The sequence below is a fragment of the Enterococcus sp. FSL R5-0957 genome, assembly GCF_038008005.1.
Taxonomy (GTDB): Bacteria; Bacillota; Bacilli; order Lactobacillales; family Enterococcaceae; genus Enterococcus_B; species Enterococcus_B faecium.
The window spans coordinates 573,570-591,025 of the sequence record NZ_JBBOYG010000001.1 but is presented as its reverse complement, the minus strand read 5'-3'; the positions used below and the strand labels follow the sequence as shown (position 1 = coordinate 591,025).

General features: G+C 39.8%; 16 protein-coding genes, 1 pseudogene and 1 other annotated feature. Of the genes and pseudogenes, 4 read left to right on the top strand and 13 right to left on the bottom strand.

All coding sequences use genetic code 11. The annotated features are described in order from the left end of the window. Positions 1-746: 746 nt before the first annotated feature. From sufB to MKX69_RS02760, 12 genes are all read right to left on the bottom strand, one after another. Complete coding sequence (sufB, locus tag MKX69_RS02815; protein WP_002287686.1) at positions 747-2,138, bottom strand: Fe-S cluster assembly protein SufB; 1,392 nt, start codon at positions 2,136-2,138, stop codon at positions 747-749. Between the two features lie 4 nt (positions 2,139-2,142). Next, positions 2,143-2,613 carry a Fe-S cluster assembly sulfur transfer protein SufU gene (gene sufU, locus MKX69_RS02810; RefSeq protein WP_002287684.1) on the bottom strand — a complete coding sequence of 157 codons (471 nt, stop codon included), beginning with the start codon at positions 2,611-2,613 and terminating at the stop codon, positions 2,143-2,145. Beyond that, positions 2,600-3,835: a cysteine desulfurase gene (locus MKX69_RS02805; RefSeq protein WP_341008699.1), complete on the bottom strand. Its 1,236-nt coding sequence runs from the start codon at positions 3,833-3,835 to the stop codon at positions 2,600-2,602. Before MKX69_RS02805 ends, sufU begins: the two co-directional genes overlap by 14 nt. Next, positions 3,832-5,118: a Fe-S cluster assembly protein SufD gene (sufD, locus tag MKX69_RS02800; RefSeq protein ID WP_002287681.1), complete on the bottom strand. Its 1,287-nt coding sequence runs from the start codon at positions 5,116-5,118 to the stop codon at positions 3,832-3,834. Before sufD ends, MKX69_RS02805 begins: the two co-directional genes overlap by 4 nt. 12 nt (positions 5,119-5,130) lie before the next feature. Continuing rightward, positions 5,131-5,904, bottom strand: a complete 774-nt coding sequence (sufC, locus tag MKX69_RS02795; protein ID WP_002287679.1) for a Fe-S cluster assembly ATPase SufC — start codon at positions 5,902-5,904, stop codon at positions 5,131-5,133. Between the two features lie 196 nt (positions 5,905-6,100). Further along, positions 6,101-6,949 carry a MetQ/NlpA family ABC transporter substrate-binding protein gene (locus MKX69_RS02790; protein ID WP_002287678.1) on the bottom strand — a complete coding sequence of 283 codons (849 nt, stop codon included), beginning with the start codon at positions 6,947-6,949 and terminating at the stop codon, positions 6,101-6,103. 23 nt (positions 6,950-6,972) lie between these two features. Then, positions 6,973-7,659, bottom strand: coding sequence for a methionine ABC transporter permease (locus tag MKX69_RS02785; RefSeq protein WP_341008696.1), 687 nt, complete (start codon positions 7,657-7,659; stop codon positions 6,973-6,975). After that, positions 7,652-8,686, bottom strand: a complete 1,035-nt coding sequence (locus tag MKX69_RS02780) for a methionine ABC transporter ATP-binding protein (RefSeq protein WP_341008694.1) — start codon at positions 8,684-8,686, stop codon at positions 7,652-7,654. Before MKX69_RS02780 ends, MKX69_RS02785 begins: the two co-directional genes overlap by 8 nt. A 62-nt stretch (positions 8,687-8,748) precedes the next feature. Next, positions 8,749-9,005: a binding site (T-box leader), on the bottom strand. Between the two features lie 75 nt (positions 9,006-9,080). Further along, the gene (locus tag MKX69_RS02775; protein ID WP_002291179.1) at positions 9,081-9,419 is read right to left on the bottom strand and encodes a glycine cleavage system protein H; all 339 of its coding nucleotides are present in this window, start codon (positions 9,417-9,419) and stop codon (positions 9,081-9,083) included. A gap of 1 nt (position 9,420) precedes the next feature. Beyond that, positions 9,421-9,777, bottom strand: a complete 357-nt coding sequence (locus MKX69_RS02770) for an arsenate reductase family protein (RefSeq protein WP_341008691.1) — start codon at positions 9,775-9,777, stop codon at positions 9,421-9,423. 5 nt (positions 9,778-9,782) lie between these two features. Next, complete coding sequence (locus tag MKX69_RS02765) at positions 9,783-10,970, bottom strand: FtsW/RodA/SpoVE family cell cycle protein (protein WP_341008689.1); 1,188 nt, start codon at positions 10,968-10,970, stop codon at positions 9,783-9,785. A gap of 190 nt (positions 10,971-11,160) precedes the next feature. Then, a complete protein-coding gene (locus tag MKX69_RS02760; protein ID WP_341008687.1) occupies positions 11,161-12,006 on the bottom strand; it encodes a LysR family transcriptional regulator in 846 nt (281 codons plus the stop codon). A 233-nt stretch (positions 12,007-12,239) separates the two neighbouring features. Here MKX69_RS02760 and MKX69_RS02755 point away from each other — a divergent pair, with 233 nt between their 5' ends. Together MKX69_RS02755 and MKX69_RS02750 are read left to right on the top strand one after the other, a co-directional pair. Then, on the top strand, positions 12,240-13,205 hold the full coding sequence (locus MKX69_RS02755) for a TDT family transporter (protein WP_002291188.1): 966 nt from the start codon (positions 12,240-12,242) through the stop codon (positions 13,203-13,205). 377 nt (positions 13,206-13,582) lie between these two features. Further along, positions 13,583-14,626 carry a YeiH family protein gene (locus MKX69_RS02750; protein WP_341008684.1) on the top strand — a complete coding sequence of 348 codons (1,044 nt, stop codon included), beginning with the start codon at positions 13,583-13,585 and terminating at the stop codon, positions 14,624-14,626. 61 nt (positions 14,627-14,687) lie between these two features. Here MKX69_RS02750 and MKX69_RS02745 read toward each other — a convergent pair whose 3' ends face one another. Continuing rightward, the gene (locus tag MKX69_RS02745; RefSeq protein ID WP_341008683.1) at positions 14,688-15,152 is read right to left on the bottom strand and encodes a methylated-DNA--[protein]-cysteine S-methyltransferase; all 465 of its coding nucleotides are present in this window, start codon (positions 15,150-15,152) and stop codon (positions 14,688-14,690) included. Between the two features lie 246 nt (positions 15,153-15,398). On the opposite strand from MKX69_RS02745, the gene MKX69_RS02740 reads away from it, so the two are divergent. Next, positions 15,399-16,346, top strand: coding sequence for a glycosyltransferase family 2 protein (locus MKX69_RS02740; protein WP_341008681.1), 948 nt, complete (start codon positions 15,399-15,401; stop codon positions 16,344-16,346). Positions 16,347-16,475: 129 nt separating this feature from the next. Further along, positions 16,476-17,427: pseudogene (locus tag MKX69_RS02735) on the top strand (IS30-like element IS6770 family transposase). Positions 17,428-17,456: the final 29 nt, after the last annotated feature.

Here is a 17,456-nt window from a genome sequence, read left to right as displayed (position 1 = left end):
TTTCTATGATCTGCTCATTTACTTTTATATGATGGCTTACAGTAACATAAATAAATATGATAATCGCTGGTAGTTTATCCAAGAGTACTCAATAAAATACAAAATGGATTGTTCAAGCGCCTATCATAATGATAAAATGAAACAAATAAACGATACAAGGAGGAAGAGACTTTGAGTAATGGCAAAAAAATTTTTTCATTGTAAAAATTGTTCAGTTGTTAATCTATGGGATTTCGGTAGCATGGGCATTTTTTATAGAGGAATCACACCAAACTGGCCATTTTATCTCTTGTTAGTGGGAATATTAGTAGGAAATTTTGCCCCTCTTCACTATCGTACCAACTTTTTTTCAACTGATTCTGGCCTTTTTCTTAAAACAAAGACGCGAAAATTAGAAAACATTATTGAAATGACAATTACCTGTATAATCATTTTCTTAGTTATATTCCTAAACGTCTTCTAATAAGAATCTCTTAAAATTAGCTTGTTACAGTTAGTTACCTAGTTTATATAACACAGTTATCTTATCTTCCTTATCAACATCTTTTGCCAACTCTTTGTCTTAAATTCGAAACATATAAGCAGAGCTACGAACACCAAGACTGTTTCGGCTCTGTTTTTTGCATCAAATTCACTCTTATATAGCTGATAATCTTGGCTCTTTAAAAGAAATTATTTTCGCTTCATTTTATTATAAAAAGGCTAGGAACCTGATAACATCAAGGTTCCTAGCCTTTATTTAAGTATTACCCCACAGACCCTTCCATCTCATAACTGATCAATCGGTTGAGTTCGACTGCATATTCCATTGGAAGTTCTTTGGTGAATGGTTCAACAAAGCCCATGACGATCATTTCAGTTGCTTCAGATTCGGTCAGGCCTCGGCTCATCAGATAGTAGAGTTGTTCTTCTGAGATTTTTGAGACTTTGGCTTCGTGTTCTAAAGAGACTTGGCTGTTGTGGATCTCATTGAATGGGATCGTATCGGATTTCGACCATTCGTCCATAATGATTGTGTCACATTCGATATGAGAGATCGAACCCGCACTGTTTTTGGCGAAGGTTACTTGTCCTCGATAGTTTACTTCTCCGCCGTCTTTTGAGATTGATTTAGAGACGATAGAGCTAGATGTATTTGGTGCATTGTGGATCATTTTTGCACCCGTATCTTGGATTTGGTTTGCTCCTGCAAAGGCGATGGAGAGCATGGTGCCTCGTGCACCTTTTCCATCTAAGTAAACACTTGGGTATTTCATCGTTGTTTTTGCACCTAGGTTTCCGTCTATCCATTCAACGGTTGCGCCTTCGTATGCTTTTGCTCGTTTGGTTACTAAGTTGTACACATTGTCTGACCAGTTTTGGATCGTTGTGTAACGGCAATACGCATCTTTTCTTGTAAAGATTTCTACGATGGCGGCATGCAGGCTGTTACTTGAATAAGTAGGTGCCGTACAACCTTCGACATAGTGGATGCTTGCTCCTTCGTCAACGATGATCAGCGTACGTTCGAATTGCCCCGTGTTTTCCGCATTGATCCGGAAGTAAGTTTGTAATGGAACATCGACTTTGACACCTTTTGGCACGTAAATAAAGGTGCCACCTGACCATACGGCTGAATTCAGCGCTGCTAATTTGTTGTCAGTTGGCGGTACAAGTTTTGAAAAGTACTCTTTGAATAATTCAGGGTATTCTTTCAAAGCAGAGTCAGTGTCAGTAAAGACGATCCCTAACTTTTCGAATTCATCTTTCATATTATGGTACACGACTTCTGATTCATATTGTGCGGAAGCACCGGCTAGATAAGCTCGTTCTGCTTCTGGGATACCAATCTTTTCAAATGTATCTTTGATTTTTTCTGGTACGTCTTCCCAGTCACGAGCGGGTTTGTCACTTGGTTTTTGGTAATATTTGATGGCATCGAAATCGATGTCTGAAAGGTCGGGGCCCCATGTTTGCATTGGCATTTTGTTAAATGTTTCTAGAGATTTCAGACGGAATTCAAGCATCCATTCTGGTTCGCCTTTGATTCTTGACATCTCACGGATCACTTCTTCTGTCAAGCCTTCTCCTGTACTGAAAACCGGTTCGACATCATCGTGAAACCCGAATTTATATTCTTCTAATTCTGGTACGCCCATGTTCTCACTCCTCTTCCTTGTGGTAATGATGGAAAGCTGCGGTACCATCGTTTTCCATTGCTTTTCCTAGTGCTTTCCAGGCAAGTGTCGCACATTTGATCCGAGCTGGAAATTTAGCTACACCACCAAGCATAGCAGCATCGCCTAATTGGTCGGGATCTTTGACTTCTTTTCCTTGGACAAGCTGTAGAAAGTCTACAGTTAAATGTTCTGCTTCTTCTATTGATTTTCCGATGACGGCGTCTGTCATCATCGAGGCACTTGCCGTACTGATGGAGCAGCCACTGCCGTCAAAGGCGATATTTTTGATGATTCCGTCTTTTACATCGACTTGCAATTCGATCACATCTCCACATGTGGGGTTGTTCAATTCGATCTTACTTGTCGAGTCAGTCAAGCTTCCACGATGATGCGGATGGGAAGAATGATCCAAGATCACTTGACGGTATAAATTGTCTAATTTAGATAGTCCCATGTTGGAAAAACTCCTTTGTTGCCATGATTGCTTCAACTAAACGGTCGGCGTCTTGCGTTGTGTTGTAGAAATAAAAGCTCGCGCGAGCAGTCGCTGATACTTCAAGGTACTTCAATAGCGGTTGCGCACAATGATGACCTGCTCTGACGGCTACCCCTTCCATGTCTAAAGCTGTCGCGACATCATGGGGATGTAACCCATCCAAATTGAATGCAACGACTCCTGTCCGAAAATTCGGGTCTTGTGGACCATAAACAGTCAATCCATCAATTGCTTGTAATTTTGGCAACACATAAGCGGCTAGTTCTTCTTCATATCGATGGATATTGTCCATGCCGAGTTCTTGCAAATAATCGATTGCATGGCCTAATGCGATAGCACCGGCGATATTTGGTGTCCCTGCTTCGAATTTCCAAGGTAGTTCTTTCCATGTACTGTCGTATAATTCGACAAAATCGATCATTTCGCCACCAAATTCAACAGGTTCCATTTCTTCTAACCATTTTCTTTTACCATATAAAGCACCAATACCTGTTGGTCCGCACATTTTGTGTCCGCTGAAAGCAAAGAAATCACAGTCTAGTGCTTGGACATCAATGGCCATGTGCGGGGCAGATTGAGCACCATCTACTACGATGACCCCGCCGTTTTCATGGACAAGTTCAGCTAATTCTTGAACAGGATTGATGACACCTAAGACATTGGATACATGAGCAATGGAGACGATTTTGGTTTTGTCCGTAATCTTTTTCGCTGCATCCTCCATATCCAGGAAGCCTTCTTCTGTTAGTTCGATATATTTCAAGACAGCACCTGTTCGTTTTGCCAACTGCTGCCACGGGATAACATTAGAATGATGTTCCATGTAAGAGAGCACTATCTCGTCTCCTGCTTTGATATAGCGGTCGCCGAAGCTTCTGGCTACCCAATTCAAGCTTGTCGTCGTACCACGAGTAAACAGCACTTCTGCTGTTTCTTTTGCATGGACGAACGCCCGTACTTTTTCTCTTGCTTGTTCATAATCATGGGTCGCGCGTTCTGCTAACGTATGGACACCGCGATGAACATTGGCGTTATCGTGTTCGTAATAGTGCGCTAATGCCTGGAGTACTTGTTTTGGCTTTTGGGTCGTCGCTGCATTATCCAGATAAACTAAAGGTTCATCATTGACGTCTTGAAATAAGATAGGAAAATCATTGCGTAGCTTTTTAGCATCGATCATCCATTCAACTTCCCTTCGATTACTTCGACTAATTCTTTCCGAACTTGTTCTACAGGGATTGCTGTTAAGACAGAACCGAGGAATCCTCGAATCACTAAGCGCTCTGCTTCTTCTTTATGCAATCCTCGACTCATCAGATAGTACATTTCTTCTGGATCAACTCGTCCTACACTGGCAGCATGTCCAGCAGTTACTTCGTTTTCATCGATCAAAAGAATAGGATTCGCATCACCACGTGCTTTATCAGAAAGCATCAAGACACGACTTTCTTGTTGGGCATCTGCACCTTTTGCCCCTTTCAAGATGTGGCCGATACCATTAAAGGTCAATGTTCCTTTTTCTCGGATCACTCCGTGTTGCAAAATATGCCCGATCGTATGAGGGGCTTTATTGGTTACTCGCGTATCGATTCCTTGGATTTGTCTGCCCGAGCTGATTGCCACGATTTTGACTTCTGCGTGTGCACCTTCTCCTGCTAAATCTGAGTCAAAGTCAGCGATCACATGACCGTCATTCATGACACCAATTGCCCAGTCGACAGAAGCATCTCGTAAAATGTGCCCACGGCGATTCATATAAGAAGTAATATTTTCTCCTAATTGATCTACGGCTGAATATTTGATTTTTGAACCAGCTTTAGCGATGACTTCCACGATGATATTACCTGATGATTTTGCTACTTGTTCTTTGGTTGTCTGGAAACGTTCCAGATAAGAAAATTCACTATGTTCATCTGCCACGATCAACACATGCTTGAAGAAGTGCTCATCGGATGCGCCATCTTGAATGAATAAGGACTCGAGTGGTTCATCGATCACGACATTTTTAGGCACATACAGGAAAATACCGCTGTTCATAAAAGCTACATGGAGTGCAGTCAATTGGTCTTCGTTCATGTTTACTGCTTTTTTCATATAATATTCTTGGACTAGTTCTGGATATTCGATCATTGCAGTGAACAAGTCGGTAAAAATGACTCCTTTTTCTGCTAATTCCACAGGCAGTTGTTCAAAAATCGTCCATGAACCTTGTTGGACAAGCACAGGATTGTCTTTCATTGCATCAAATGCCGGAATCGTGCCTGTTTCACTGATGGTTTGTGTTTCTTTCACATCAAATAACGACCAGCGATGGAATTTCACCCGATCGATATGCGGCAATGGCAGTTCATCTGCTTTCGCTAGTGCGTCTTGACGGAAGGTTCTCATCCAATCAGGTTCGCCTTTACTTAAAGAAAAATCATTTACCGCGTCAAGATAATCGAGCCAGTTTTTTTCTTTCATTCTTGCTCCCCCTTACGCTTCTTCTTCTTTATAGTCGATTCCTAATTCTTTACTGATACCAGCGTAGCCTTCTGCTTCCAGACGTTTAGCTAGGTCAGCATTCCCTGTCATGACTACTCGGCCTTCCATCATGATGTGAACGACATCAGGTGTGATATAGTTCAATAATCGTTGATAGTGGGTGATGATCAATGCACCGAAATTGTCTCCGCGCATTTCATTTACTCCTTTAGCAACGACTTTCAAAGCATCGATATCCAGACCTGAATCGATTTCGTCTAAAATTGCAAATGTTGGTTCTAACATCAACAATTGCAGGATCTCATTCCGTTTCTTTTCTCCGCCAGAAAAACCTTCGTTCAGATAACGTTCAGCCATTTCTTCTGGCATATTTAGTAAAGCCATTTTTTCATCTAACTTTTTCAAAAATGCCATAACAGAAATTTTGTCGTTTTCATCACGTTTCGCATTGATCGCTGCACGCATGAATTCCGCATTCGTGATACCTGGTATCTCACTTGGATATTGCATAGCTAAAAATAAGCCAAGTCGCGCACGTTCATCTACTTCCAAGTCTAAAACATTTTTCCCGTCAAACAAAATTTCGCCTTCTGTTACTTCATAGTTTGGATTGCCCATGATAGCGGCAGATAAGGTAGATTTTCCTGTGCCGTTAGGTCCCATGATGGCATGAATTTCTCCGGTTTTCATTGTTAGGTTTACGCCTTTAAGGATTTCTTTTTCCTCGATCGACACATGTAGATTTTTTATTTCTAAGACAGACATGCATTATACCCCCAAATTCTCTTTCGTTCTCACTCATTTTAGACTAATTGAGAATGAAGCGCAATGACCTTCCTTACTAAAATCAAATATCTTTTATTTATTATTAAACAATTTTGATTTCTAAATTAGAATAGGTATAAAAAAGATGAGAAATAAGCCATTACAGACTTATTTCTCATCTTTTTTGTTCCATACCTTATTTTGCATCAGCCTTTACTGGTTTAACAGAGCCGCCCCATTTGTCTGTGATCCATTCTTGGACTTCTTTGCGGTGAAGCACTTCAATCAGTTTTTTGATTTTGTCACTGTCTTCATCACCTTTACGAGTCGCAATAATATTCACGTAAGGAGAGTTGTCCTTTTCAAGCAATACGGCATCTTCTAATGGATTCAACCCTGCGCCGTAAGCGAAGTTTGCGTTGATTGCAACTAGGTCACCTTCATCATTTTGGTACGTAGAAGCTAAAAGTGATGGGTCGATCGTATGGTTGAACTTCAAGTTCTTAGGGTTTTCTTCAATATCATCGAATGTTGCTGTTTCCAGATCTACTCCATCTTTGACTTTGACTAAGCCAGCATCTTGTAGAATTGTGATGATGCGTCCCCAGTCTGATTCAGAATTTGAAGTAATGATTGTTGCACCATCTTTTAATTCGGAAACATCTTTGACTTTTTTAGAGTACAAGCCCATTGGTTCGATGTGGACAGCACCGGCATTGACAAAGTCATATCCTTTTTCTTTGATTTCTTTGTTCAAATAAGGAATATGCTGGAAGTAATTGGCATCAATGTCGCCTTCTTCCAAAGATTGGTTCGGTAATACATAGTCATCGAATTTGACGATTTCAAGATCGATTCCTTCATCTTTCAATAATGGTTTCACATGTTCCAAAATCTCTGCGTGCGGTGTCGGTGAAGCGCCGACTTTCAATGTCGTGTCGTCTGCTTTATTTGCTGAATCTTTGCTGTCGCTGTTGTTACCGCATGCTGCTAATCCTACAGTCAGCAAAAGCGCTGCTGCAAATCCAAAAATTTTCTTTTTCATATCCTACATCCCCCTATATCCTATTATCTTTTGTCTGTTTTCTTAGTTAAGAAATCACCGATTCCTTGAACGATAAATACGATTAGTAAAATAATTAAAGTCGCAACGAATGTCACTGTCAGATTACCACGCTGGTAGCCTTCCTGCCAAGCAAGACCTCCAAGTCCACCTGCGCCGATCGCGCCGGCCATCGCAGTAAATCCGATCATCGAGATCGTTGTAACTGTTAATCCAGAAATCAATGCGGGAATACTTTCAGGTATCAAGACCTTCCAGATGATTCCCCAGTAACTTGCTCCCATTGCATCTGCTGCTTCCAGTACACCAGGGCTGACTTCACGAAAAGCAATCTCTACTAGACGGGCATAAAATGGTGCTGCGGATAAAACAAGAGCTGGAATGGCTGCTTGCGCACCTAGCATAGTGCCTACGATTGCTTTAGTAAATGGAATGATCAAAACCATCAGGATCATAAATGGCGTTGACCGGAAAATATTACTGATGATCGATACGATTCCATAAATGATTCGAGCATACGGTTTGTTTTTGCGTCCAATAGAGTAAAGGATCAATCCCAAAACTAATCCGATGATCGTCACTAAGACCATTGAGATTAATGTCATATATAGTGTATCAAGGATAGCCTGATTCATCGTTTCCGGGTTGATTTTTTTAAAATCTAGATATGTTTCTGAAAAGCTTTTATCCACGATGGATCACCTCAATTCCTACTCCTTGTTCGTTGATGAACACTTCTGCTTGATCTAATTCTTTGGTTTCACCAGTCATCAAGACAGTCAATGAACCAAAGGAACCTTCTTTCACTTGTTTGATCTTTCCATACACAACGTTGACATCGATGTTATAGCGTCGAATCGCTTGGGAAATGACTGGCTCGTTGGCATTTCTTTCGCTAAAGGTCAAAGTTGCCAAACGGCCGCTTGGATTTTCTTTGATGAGTTCAGCTAATAGTTCTGTCGAATCAGCTTCTGGTTCGATGTCTTGTTGTACAAAGCGTTTGGTTACTTCTTTTTTCGGTTGTCTGAAGACAGTCAATACGTCTCCTTCTTCTACGACTTTCCCCAACTCCATCACAGCGACTTTGTTGCAGATTTTGCGGATTACATTCATTTCATGTGTGATCAAGACGATGGTCAAATTCAATTTCTTATTGATCGCTAACAATAAGTCTAATACTTCTTCTGTTGTTTGCGGGTCCAATGCGCTAGTAGCCTCATCACAAAGCAGGATCTCAGGATCATTTGCCAATGCTCGTGCGATACCGACGCGTTGTTTCTGTCCGCCGGAAAGTTGTGAAGGATACGCTTGTCCGCGTCCTTCTAACCCGACTAAACGCAACAGTTCTTCTGCCCGTTCTTTACGTTTGCTCTTTGGTACGCCAGCTAATTCCAGCGGCAGCTGGATATTTTCAAGTACAGTTCTTGACCATAACAGGTTGAAATGCTGGAAGATCATACCGATTTTCTTTCGGAATGTACGTAATTCTTTGTTTTTTAATTTTGTAATATCTTGATCGTTTACGATCACTTCGCCGCTCGTGGGAAGCTCAAGTCCATTCAGGAGACGGACTAATGTACTTTTTCCTGCGCCAGAATAGCCGACGATTCCATAAATATCCCCTTTTTCAACGTTTAGTGAAACGTCATTGACGGCTTGGATGTTTCCGTTTTTCCCATTGAATGTCTTTTTGACATTCGTTAGTTGGATTAATGACATGCCATTCACATCTTTCTCTTATGATTTTTCAAACAAAAAAGCCTTCGCCCTCTTGCCTTAAGCAAAAGGACGAAAGCTTGAACTTCCGTGTTACCACCTTGATTTACCGTTACTTCGCAATAACAGCCTCTTCCAGTACTTGGACTTAGCTTCTTTCCGTATACTGTCGCGCTGTAACGGGCACTCCCGTAGTAAGTTTGCTTACGCTCGCTTACTCTGCTCTAAGACCATCTTCCATCTCATTTTCGTTACCCATTTTCAGCAAACAGGGCTCTCTTCAAACGTCCGTGACATGTACTCTTCTTTTCAAAGCTTTCTCGTTTCATATAGGATTGCTTATGATTATAGCAACTGGAAGAATCAGTGTCAACTTTTTTCAAGTGATTTTCTGATTTTATAATTCGTCAAATTCTTTTGGATCAACATCTTTGAAACTTAAGATCCACGCATTCATTTCATCTGAATCATTCAAGATATTGATATCTTCACCGATTTTATCATTAACAGAAGAAACTGTACCCGTTAGCGGGCTGGCAAATTCATTGACCGCTTTTTCCGCTTCAACTTCGATCAGAGGTTCATCTTTTTTTAGCGATTGTCCTGCTTTTGGCAGATTGGCAAACGTGATGTCTCCAAGTTCTTCTTGCGCTTCATTTGTCAAACCAACACAGTATTCTTTTCCATTAAATAAGATCCAAAGGTTGTCCTTTTTCTTCAAATGCTTGCCTGCCATTTTATATCAGTTCTCCTTCATAAATTTTTTCATTGAATCCAATTGCAACAAGCTGGTCCTCTCGTACGATCAGCGGCCGCTTGATCAGCATGCCATCTGTCGATAAGACTTGGCTTGCTTTTGAAGTCGTAAACTCGCCTACTTGATCTTTCAGTCCAAGTTCCCGATATTTCATCCCGCTTGTGTTGAACAGGCGACGGATTGGTACTTGACTCGTTTCTAGCCAAGTCTCAATCGTTGAGGCCTTCGGTACTTCTTTGATCATATCAATAGTTTGATAACTAACGCCATGCTGGTCTAACCACGCTTTGGCTTTTTTGCATGTTGAACATTTCGGGTACCAGTAAAAGGTGTACAATTTTCTTACCTCCTTGAAGATCTTGCAGGTGCTTCATTTTGGTATCTCATCGATAATATCAACCCGATACCGATCATGTTCCCTAAAATCGAAGATCCTCCCTGACTAATGAAAGGCAATGGGATCCCTGTTAAAGGAAGTAATCCGATATTTGCTCCAATATTCTCAAAGACATGGAACAGCAGCATCATGATCAAACCGCTTGCGATATAGGCGTAAAATTCATTATTCGTATCGAAACACACCCGAATCATACGATAGATTAAAATAAAATACAAGAAAATGACGAATGCACCACCGATAAAGCCGAAGTTTTCACCGATAACGGTAAAAATCATATCGGACTCACGAACAGGCACATAGATATTGCTTACGTTGAATCCTTTACCAAACAAGCCACCGGTACCAATTGCCAAAAGTCCTTGGGCCGGCTGATAACTCATTCCTGACGTATCATGGAAAGGGTCCAGCCATGAATCAATACGTGTAAACTGATAAGATTTGAAGCCAACTTTGTAAAGCAAGTCTCTTCCGCCTTCAGTCGTAACCAAGAAGATCGTTCCTGCTCCAACGACCACTGCCAAGATTACTACAGGTGCGATGATGCGCCAAGAGATTCCAGACATCAGGAAAATCCCGCCAAAGATCGCAAGAAAGACAAGCATCGTTCCAAAGTCATCTTGGGCCATGATCAATGCTAAAACCGGTATTGTCACGATCAAGAGCTTCCCAATCAGCCAAAAGTCCGATTTCATCGTCCGTTCTTTTACTTGCGTATTATGTTTAGTTACGATCAGTGCCATCATCAAGATGTACGCAATCTTCATCAACTCTGCTGGCTGGAAAGTAAATGCACCGAATCGAAACCAGTTTTTAGACCCTGTTGAAGCAGCTAAATTCTGATCATAGAATTTGAGCAAGAGTCCCATTACCACTAACCCCAAACCATAAAGGTAAGGAGTCAGTTTCCAGATCCATTTGGAATTCAAATGCATGATGACAACGATTGCTGCCGCTCCAACTAAATACCAGACAACTTGCATCCCTACGCCTTTCAAGACTGCTGGATTGTTCGGATCATGGCTAAGTGCTACATATAATGAGAGCAGACCAATCAAACATAACAGAAAGACTGGTAAAATCACGCCATAATCAATACGATTATCGTTCGAAGCTTTTAATTTTTTTTCCATGTTTCATCCCTTTTCTTAAAAACCATACTGCTGATTATTATAGCGGTCCAGTTAGATAATGGAAAGTCTTTCCATAGACATTTGGGAAAAATTAACTTTCCGTTTGTGCAGTTGCTTGAGCAAATGCAGTACAAAAGCCTACTGCTTATCTTTAGTGTATCATAGAACTTTTTTTGATACATGCAATTATCTACCAACTGAGATTCTCCTCGCTGTGAGAAGTTTCTGTGCTTTCATTGTATCGAAGGATCTCTTCAGCAATCTCTAGCAGCTGATCAGAAACCAGATTGGTTCGTTGGATGAAATAAAAATATCGATGGAAATTCAACGGAGTCATTGGCACATTTTCTGGAACAGAGCGCTTAGACAAAATCGAGCGACCGATTCCTTCCTTCAGCAACGCAACAATTACATCGTTACTTTTCACGATCATCTTCTTATCTTGGATATTCATCTCTTCAAAATAACGCTGCGTGTAATGAAAAACACCAGAGTTTGCTTCTCTTACAAGCCACAATTTGCTTTTTGGGTCCCCAGCGATGACTAGCTGGTCTTCCACCAAAGAGTATCTTTGTACGCCGGAAGTCTCTAATGGCTTTTCGATAAAACCAAAATCGGATTCATGTTTCGCTACTTGTTCTAATGATTCATGAGAATTCGCGATTTCGATCTCAAAATGCACTTTAGGAAACCTTTTGATCAGATGTTTCATCAACTGAGGCAAAAGATAGACAGCAAAGGTGTGGGAAGCAACGATCCGACATACTTCTTCTTCATTTTGTTCATTGAGCAATTTTTGCTGAGTTTCTTCCCATTCTTCTAACAAAACCAGTGTCCGTTCATATAATAAGTCGGCTTGCTTAGTTGGAAGCATCTCTTTTCTTCCGTTACGTTGAAAAAGATCGATATTCAATTCCCGCTCCAACTGTTTGATTTGATTCGAGACTGCTGGTTGAGATAAAAACAGTACTTCTGCTGCTCTGGAAAAATTTCTTGTTTCATATACTGCTCGAAAAGTCGTTAATAACTTAAACATGGCACCACTTCCATAACTTTTTATGATAATTACTATAAAAACTATTTGATTTAAATATACAAAAAACCATCTATAATAGAAATGTACAACAAAACAGTTGCTGATCCAACTAGTAACTTAGATGAAGACAATCAGCTGTCTGCTTGCTCGTAATCATACATTCCTATTCATTTTACAATGTATTCGTTCATCTTGGTACTAAAATCTATTAAATAAAAAGGAGAATATTATATATGAAGAACTTTTTGAAAATTATTCCGATCCCGATCTGCGGGTTGATCCTTGGGTTAGCTTCCCTTGGAAATCTGTTTAAAGACTATCACCATGTTGCTTTAGGCAATCTAACTGGCGGTATCTCTATGATTCTTATGATATTCATTTTTGTTAAATTGTTTATCTTATTCGAACACACGAAACAAACGTTGCATGATCCAATCATCGCCTCCGTTTCACCAACTTTTACGATGTCACTCATGGTTATTTGTACTTATTTTGTTTCATATGAAAGTATTGCACCAATTGTCAAATTCATTTGGCTGTGCGCTGTTATCTTCCAAGTGATCCTTGTCTTTTATTTCAATTATCACCATGTTATCAAAGCTGATCTTTCAATTGAAGCAATTTATCCAAGCTGGTTTATCATTTACGTTGGATTTGGGGTCATCACTGTAACTGCCGGGAACTTCTTCCCACTTATTGGAAAAATTTTCTTTTGGATTTCATTGATCTGCTATGCGTTCTTATTGCCGATCATCATCAAACGTGTCTTTTTTGTAAGAAATATGGCTCATCCGACACGTCCGCTGATTACGATCGTTGCAGCACCTGGTTCTCTTTGCCTAACAGGTTATCTTAAAAACTTTGCTGAACCTAATTTTTATCTTGTCGTAGCATTGTTCGCTTTATCTCAAGTATTGTATTTCGTTGTGCTGTCTATGCTTCCACGTTTGTTCAAGCTTCGTTTTTATCCAAGCTATGCAGCCTTTACATTCCCGCTTGTTATCTCTGCAACAGCTATATTTACTACTGTTCATTACTTCAACAGTTTAGGTATCTATAGTAGCGTATTGGATTTCTTAAAAGTTGCGGAATGTCTGTTTGCAAGTGTAGTTGTCTTCTACGTTCTTGCTCATTACGTACGTTTCTTAATTAAAGAACATAGCAAACATGGAAAATTTGTTTCTAAAAAAATCGCTTAATAATCGATTCAATAGGTTGTGAAAAAGCTGTTCTGCATCAAGTAATAAGAACGGCCAAACAAAAACAGCTGTTCATGTTTTTGTACTGGTTGGGCTTATTACCGCAGATGCAAGCTTTTGAACACCGTTTACCAAGAGGTCGTAAAAGAAGTGGTCAGCTTCAAGAAATAAGAAGGAATTTACGAAAATTGCTTCTCAAATTTTTGTGAAATTTCGGCTTATTTCCGAAAAAGCTACTTCTGGAACACCGTTTATTCGAAACAAGAGGTCGTGACAAGACTTTTGTCACGACCTCTTGTTCTTTTGTCAAAATACTGGTTTAGTGCTACTATGTTCGAGTATGCTTTTAGTATTTATTGACGAAAGGAACCGATCAAATGAAATCATTGTCACATCCAATAAAATCTGTAAGGGATTCAGCGGTCCGCGAAATCTTACCCGGTTTACTGCTTTCTTTTGCCATCGCTGCCTTCAGCAGGCTTCTTGCTATTTATCTGCCACAGTTAGGTGGAGCGACTATTGCTATTTTATTGGGTATTTTATTAGGAAATACTTTTTTTAAACAGCCTGTTCTAGCAATCGGCACAAAATTTGCTGAAAGCAAACTATTAGAATTCTCTGTTTTTTTACTAGGTGCAACTGTCACAGCTCAAACGATTGCTCAAATTGGTGTAAAAGGAATTGTTTTTGTGTTACTGCAAATGTCAGTCACTATCATCGGTGCTTACTTGATTGGTAAAAAACTGCAATTCAGCGATACTTCTTCTTTGATGATGGCTGGAGGAAACGCTGTTTGTGGTTCTTCTGCTATTGCTTCGATCGCCCCTTCCATCCATGCGAAAGAGGAAGAAAAAGGACAGATCATCACACTAGTCAATCTACTGGGTACTGTGATGATGTTGACTCTCCCTTTTCTTGGATTACAGTTGTTTGGTGGAAATCTCATTGAAAAAAGTGCACTTTTGGGTGGTACACTCCAATCTGTTGGTCAAGTAGTCGCTGGGGCAAGCTTACTTGACAATTCTGTTGTCGAATTCGCCATGCTATTTAAGATTCTACGTATTATGATGCTCGTTGTTGTTGTCTATCTGTTTGAAAAATTCATGCACAAGAAACAACCAGCTCTGTTTGAAACGCCAACTGATACGCAGAAAAAACGAAAATTACCACTTCCTTGGTATGTATTAGGGTTTGTGATCTTTTGTTTGGTCAACAGCTTGTTTTCTTTACCTGTAGTTATTGACCAATCGGCACATTTTATCAGCAGCTGGTTTGAGATCACTGCTTTAGCGGCAATTGGTCTGCGTTTAGACTTTGCAAAATTCATGAAAGAAGGTACACGCTTCTTATCTTATGGATTAGCTGTCGGGCTTCTCCAAACAGTGATGGCTTTACTATTTATTTGGCTGATCAAAGTTTAGAATGAACATGAAAAAACAGTTGTGATTCTCGCATGGAACAATGTCCGAATCACAACTGTTTTTAATTTTGCAGATATCCTTCTAACAACAACAATTGGCGTTTGATTTCAACCCCATCTATTACGTTTCCCATATATCCTGTCAGTTTTCCATTTTGCCCGATCACTCGATGACAAGGAATAACGATTGGCAATGGATTGGTTCGATTTGCCTGCCCAATCGCTCGCACAGCTTTCGGACTATCAACAGCAACAGCTACTTCTTTATACGTTCGGATTTCTCCATAAGGAATGGTCGACAAAGCTTTCCAGACATTTTGCTGAAAAGGCGTACCTCTCTTTATAGATAAAGGAACATCAAATTCTTTTCTTTTTCCCGCAAAATATTCTTCAAACTGTTCTTGTGTGCGCGTTAAAATTTGCTGATTCGCTGATTCGCTTTCTGAAATTGGCTGAAAAGATACAGCAGTCAATCCGGATTCATCTGCATCTAACCATAAAAAGCCGATAGGTGTGTGTATTTTCATTTTGTTTGCTCCTGGTCAATAGACTGGAACTTCCTCCTTTTTCTCTATCCAAAACTACTTGCCAACTAATAAAAATTGTTCTTAAAAGTTTGATAAACCGAGGAAACATGGTAAACTAAATACGTTAGTTTACAAAAAGAATACCTGTTCTTTTACGTAAAATCAAATTTTAAAGGTGTTATTTAAGGTTTATTAAAATTTTGAATGTAAACCATATATAAACATACGATTGAAAGGATAGAAACGATGAAAGTATCAATTGTTGTCCCATGTTTTAATGAAGAAAAAACTGTTCCTCTTTTTTTTGATGAGGTTGAAAAATTCAAAGGTGCCCATGAGTTCGAATATTTGTTTATTGACGACGGATCAAAAGACTGTACGTTAGCAGCAATCAAGAAGCTAGCCTCAGCTTATCCTTATGTCCGCTTTGTCTCATTTTCCAGAAATTTTGGGAAAGAAGCGGCTCTGTACGCTGGATTGCAAGCTTCTACAGGAGATTTAGTGACCGTGATGGATGTTGATCTGCAAGATCCGCCCGAACTGCTTCCTGAGATGATCAACCGGATCACTACTTCTGATATCGATTGTGTCGGCACCCGGCGTTCGACTCGTGAAGGCGAGCCTGCGATACGCAGTTTCCTTGCGAAAAAATTCTACCAGTTGATCAATAAAATCAGCGATACAGAAATGGTCGATGGCGCTCGTGATTTCCGCTTGATGACTCGTCAAATGGTGGATGCCGTCCTAGAATTAACAGAATACAACCGATTTTCAAAAGGATTATTTAGCTGGGTCGGATTTAAAACAGAATATATTTCTTATGAAAACCGCGAACGTGTGGCTGGCGAAACATCTTGGTCCTTCTGGAAATTATTCAACTACTCGATTGATGGTATCGTGAACTTCTCGGATGCACCGTTAACGATTGCTTCATTTATCGGCGCTTTGTCTTGTGTCGGTTCTGGTATTGCAATTTTGTTCATTATTTTGCGGGCATTGTTGTTTGGTGATCCTACATCAGGATGGCCTTCCATGGTCTCGATCTTCCTGTTCATTGGTGGAATCCAATTGTTATGTCTTGGAATCATCGGGAAATATATCGGGAAAATCTTCTTAGAAACGAAACAGCGTCCTGTTTATATCATAAGAGAAACAGAAAAAGTGAAGCCAAATGAATTGAAGCCTCACCAATAATATACGTCAAATGAAGTAAACATTTTTTTAAATCGCGAATTGTAAAATTAAGTTAGAAAAATAAAAAGGCATTTATGGTACACTCAAATTGTATTTCCGACGAAAGAAAACAAAGGAGTGTAACCATAAATGACCTACAAACATCTTACCATAGACGAACTGACAATGATAGAATCATATTATCTTCAACATAATAAGCCGGTTGAAATCGCTAACCGAATGGGACGTGCTATACAAACTATTTATAATGTAGTCAATAAGTTCAAGCAAGGTAAGACTGCTCTTGATTATTGGCACCAGTATAAAGAAAAAATGTGGTAGAAAAGTCATTCAATTACCTGCTCATGAAGTAGATTACATTAAAGAGAAAGTCACTCTTGGTTGGACGCCTGACGTCATTATCGGGCGAAAAGAAAGACCTGTTTCATGCGGTATGAGAACACTTTATCGTTTATTTTCTAAAGGAATATTTGATATTGACACACTACCGATGAAAGGTAAAAGAAAACCCAATGGCCATCAGGAAAAACGGGGAAAACAACAGTATCAGCGCTCAATCCATGATCGACCTGATAATTATCCTGATTTCAATTCTGAGTTTGGTCACCTTGAAGGTGATACGATCGTTGGCATTCATCATAAAAGTGCCGTCATTACTTTAGTTGAAAGATTATCTAAAGTCATTATCACGATTAAACCCAACGGCCGTAAGGCATTAGATATTGAAACTGCCCTTAATCAATGGTTTTCTCGCTTCCCTAAAAACTTCTTTAAATCTATTACGTTTGACTGTGGAAAAGAATTTTCTAACTGGAAAGCCATTAGTAACCAACATGATATTGATATATATTTTGCGGACCCTGGAACACCTTCTCAACGCCCATTAAACGAGAATTCTAACGGGATTCTGCGTCGTAATGGACTGCCGAAATCAATGGATTTTAGAGAAGTGAATCAGACATTTATTTCCAGTGTCAGCAATCAACGTAATCATATTCCAAGAAAATCATTGAATTACAGAACACCAATCGAAATATTTTTGAGCTATGTACAAGAAGCATTTTATTCTAGCTTAATTTGACAAATCATAAATGAAAAAGGACTGTGACA

Bases quoted from the DNA above. Each gene is read 5' to 3' on its own strand.
- MKX69_RS02750 (WP_341008684.1), top strand. From the start codon at position 13,583: ATGAAATCATTGTCACATCCAATAAAATCTGTAAGGGATTCAGCGGTC.
- MKX69_RS02780 (WP_341008694.1), bottom strand. From the start codon at position 8,686: ATGTCATTAATCCAACTAACGAATGTCAAAAAGACATTCAATGGGAAA.
- MKX69_RS02805 (WP_341008699.1), bottom strand. From the start codon at position 3,835: ATGATCGATGCTAAAAAGCTACGCAATGATTTTCCTATCTTATTTCAA.
- MKX69_RS02760 (WP_341008687.1), bottom strand. From the start codon at position 12,006: ATGTTTAAGTTATTAACGACTTTTCGAGCAGTATATGAAACAAGAAAT.
- sufB (WP_002287686.1), bottom strand. From the start codon at position 2,138: ATGGGCGTACCAGAATTAGAAGAATATAAATTCGGGTTTCACGATGAT.
- MKX69_RS02740 (WP_341008681.1), top strand. From the start codon at position 15,399: ATGAAAGTATCAATTGTTGTCCCATGTTTTAATGAAGAAAAAACTGTT.
- MKX69_RS02790 (WP_002287678.1), bottom strand. From the start codon at position 6,949: ATGAAAAAGAAAATTTTTGGATTTGCAGCAGCGCTTTTGCTGACTGTA.
- MKX69_RS02765 (WP_341008689.1), bottom strand. From the start codon at position 10,970: ATGGAAAAAAAATTAAAAGCTTCGAACGATAATCGTATTGATTATGGC.
- sufD (WP_002287681.1), bottom strand. From the start codon at position 5,118: ATGAAAGAAAAAAACTGGCTCGATTATCTTGACGCGGTAAATGATTTT.
- MKX69_RS02755 (WP_002291188.1), top strand. From the start codon at position 12,240: ATGAAGAACTTTTTGAAAATTATTCCGATCCCGATCTGCGGGTTGATC.
- sufU (WP_002287684.1), bottom strand. From the start codon at position 2,613: ATGGGACTATCTAAATTAGACAATTTATACCGTCAAGTGATCTTGGAT.
- MKX69_RS02775 (WP_002291179.1), bottom strand. From the start codon at position 9,419: ATGGCAGGCAAGCATTTGAAGAAAAAGGACAACCTTTGGATCTTATTT.
- sufC (WP_002287679.1), bottom strand. From the start codon at position 5,904: ATGTCTGTCTTAGAAATAAAAAATCTACATGTGTCGATCGAGGAAAAA.
- MKX69_RS02745 (WP_341008683.1), bottom strand. From the start codon at position 15,152: ATGAAAATACACACACCTATCGGCTTTTTATGGTTAGATGCAGATGAA.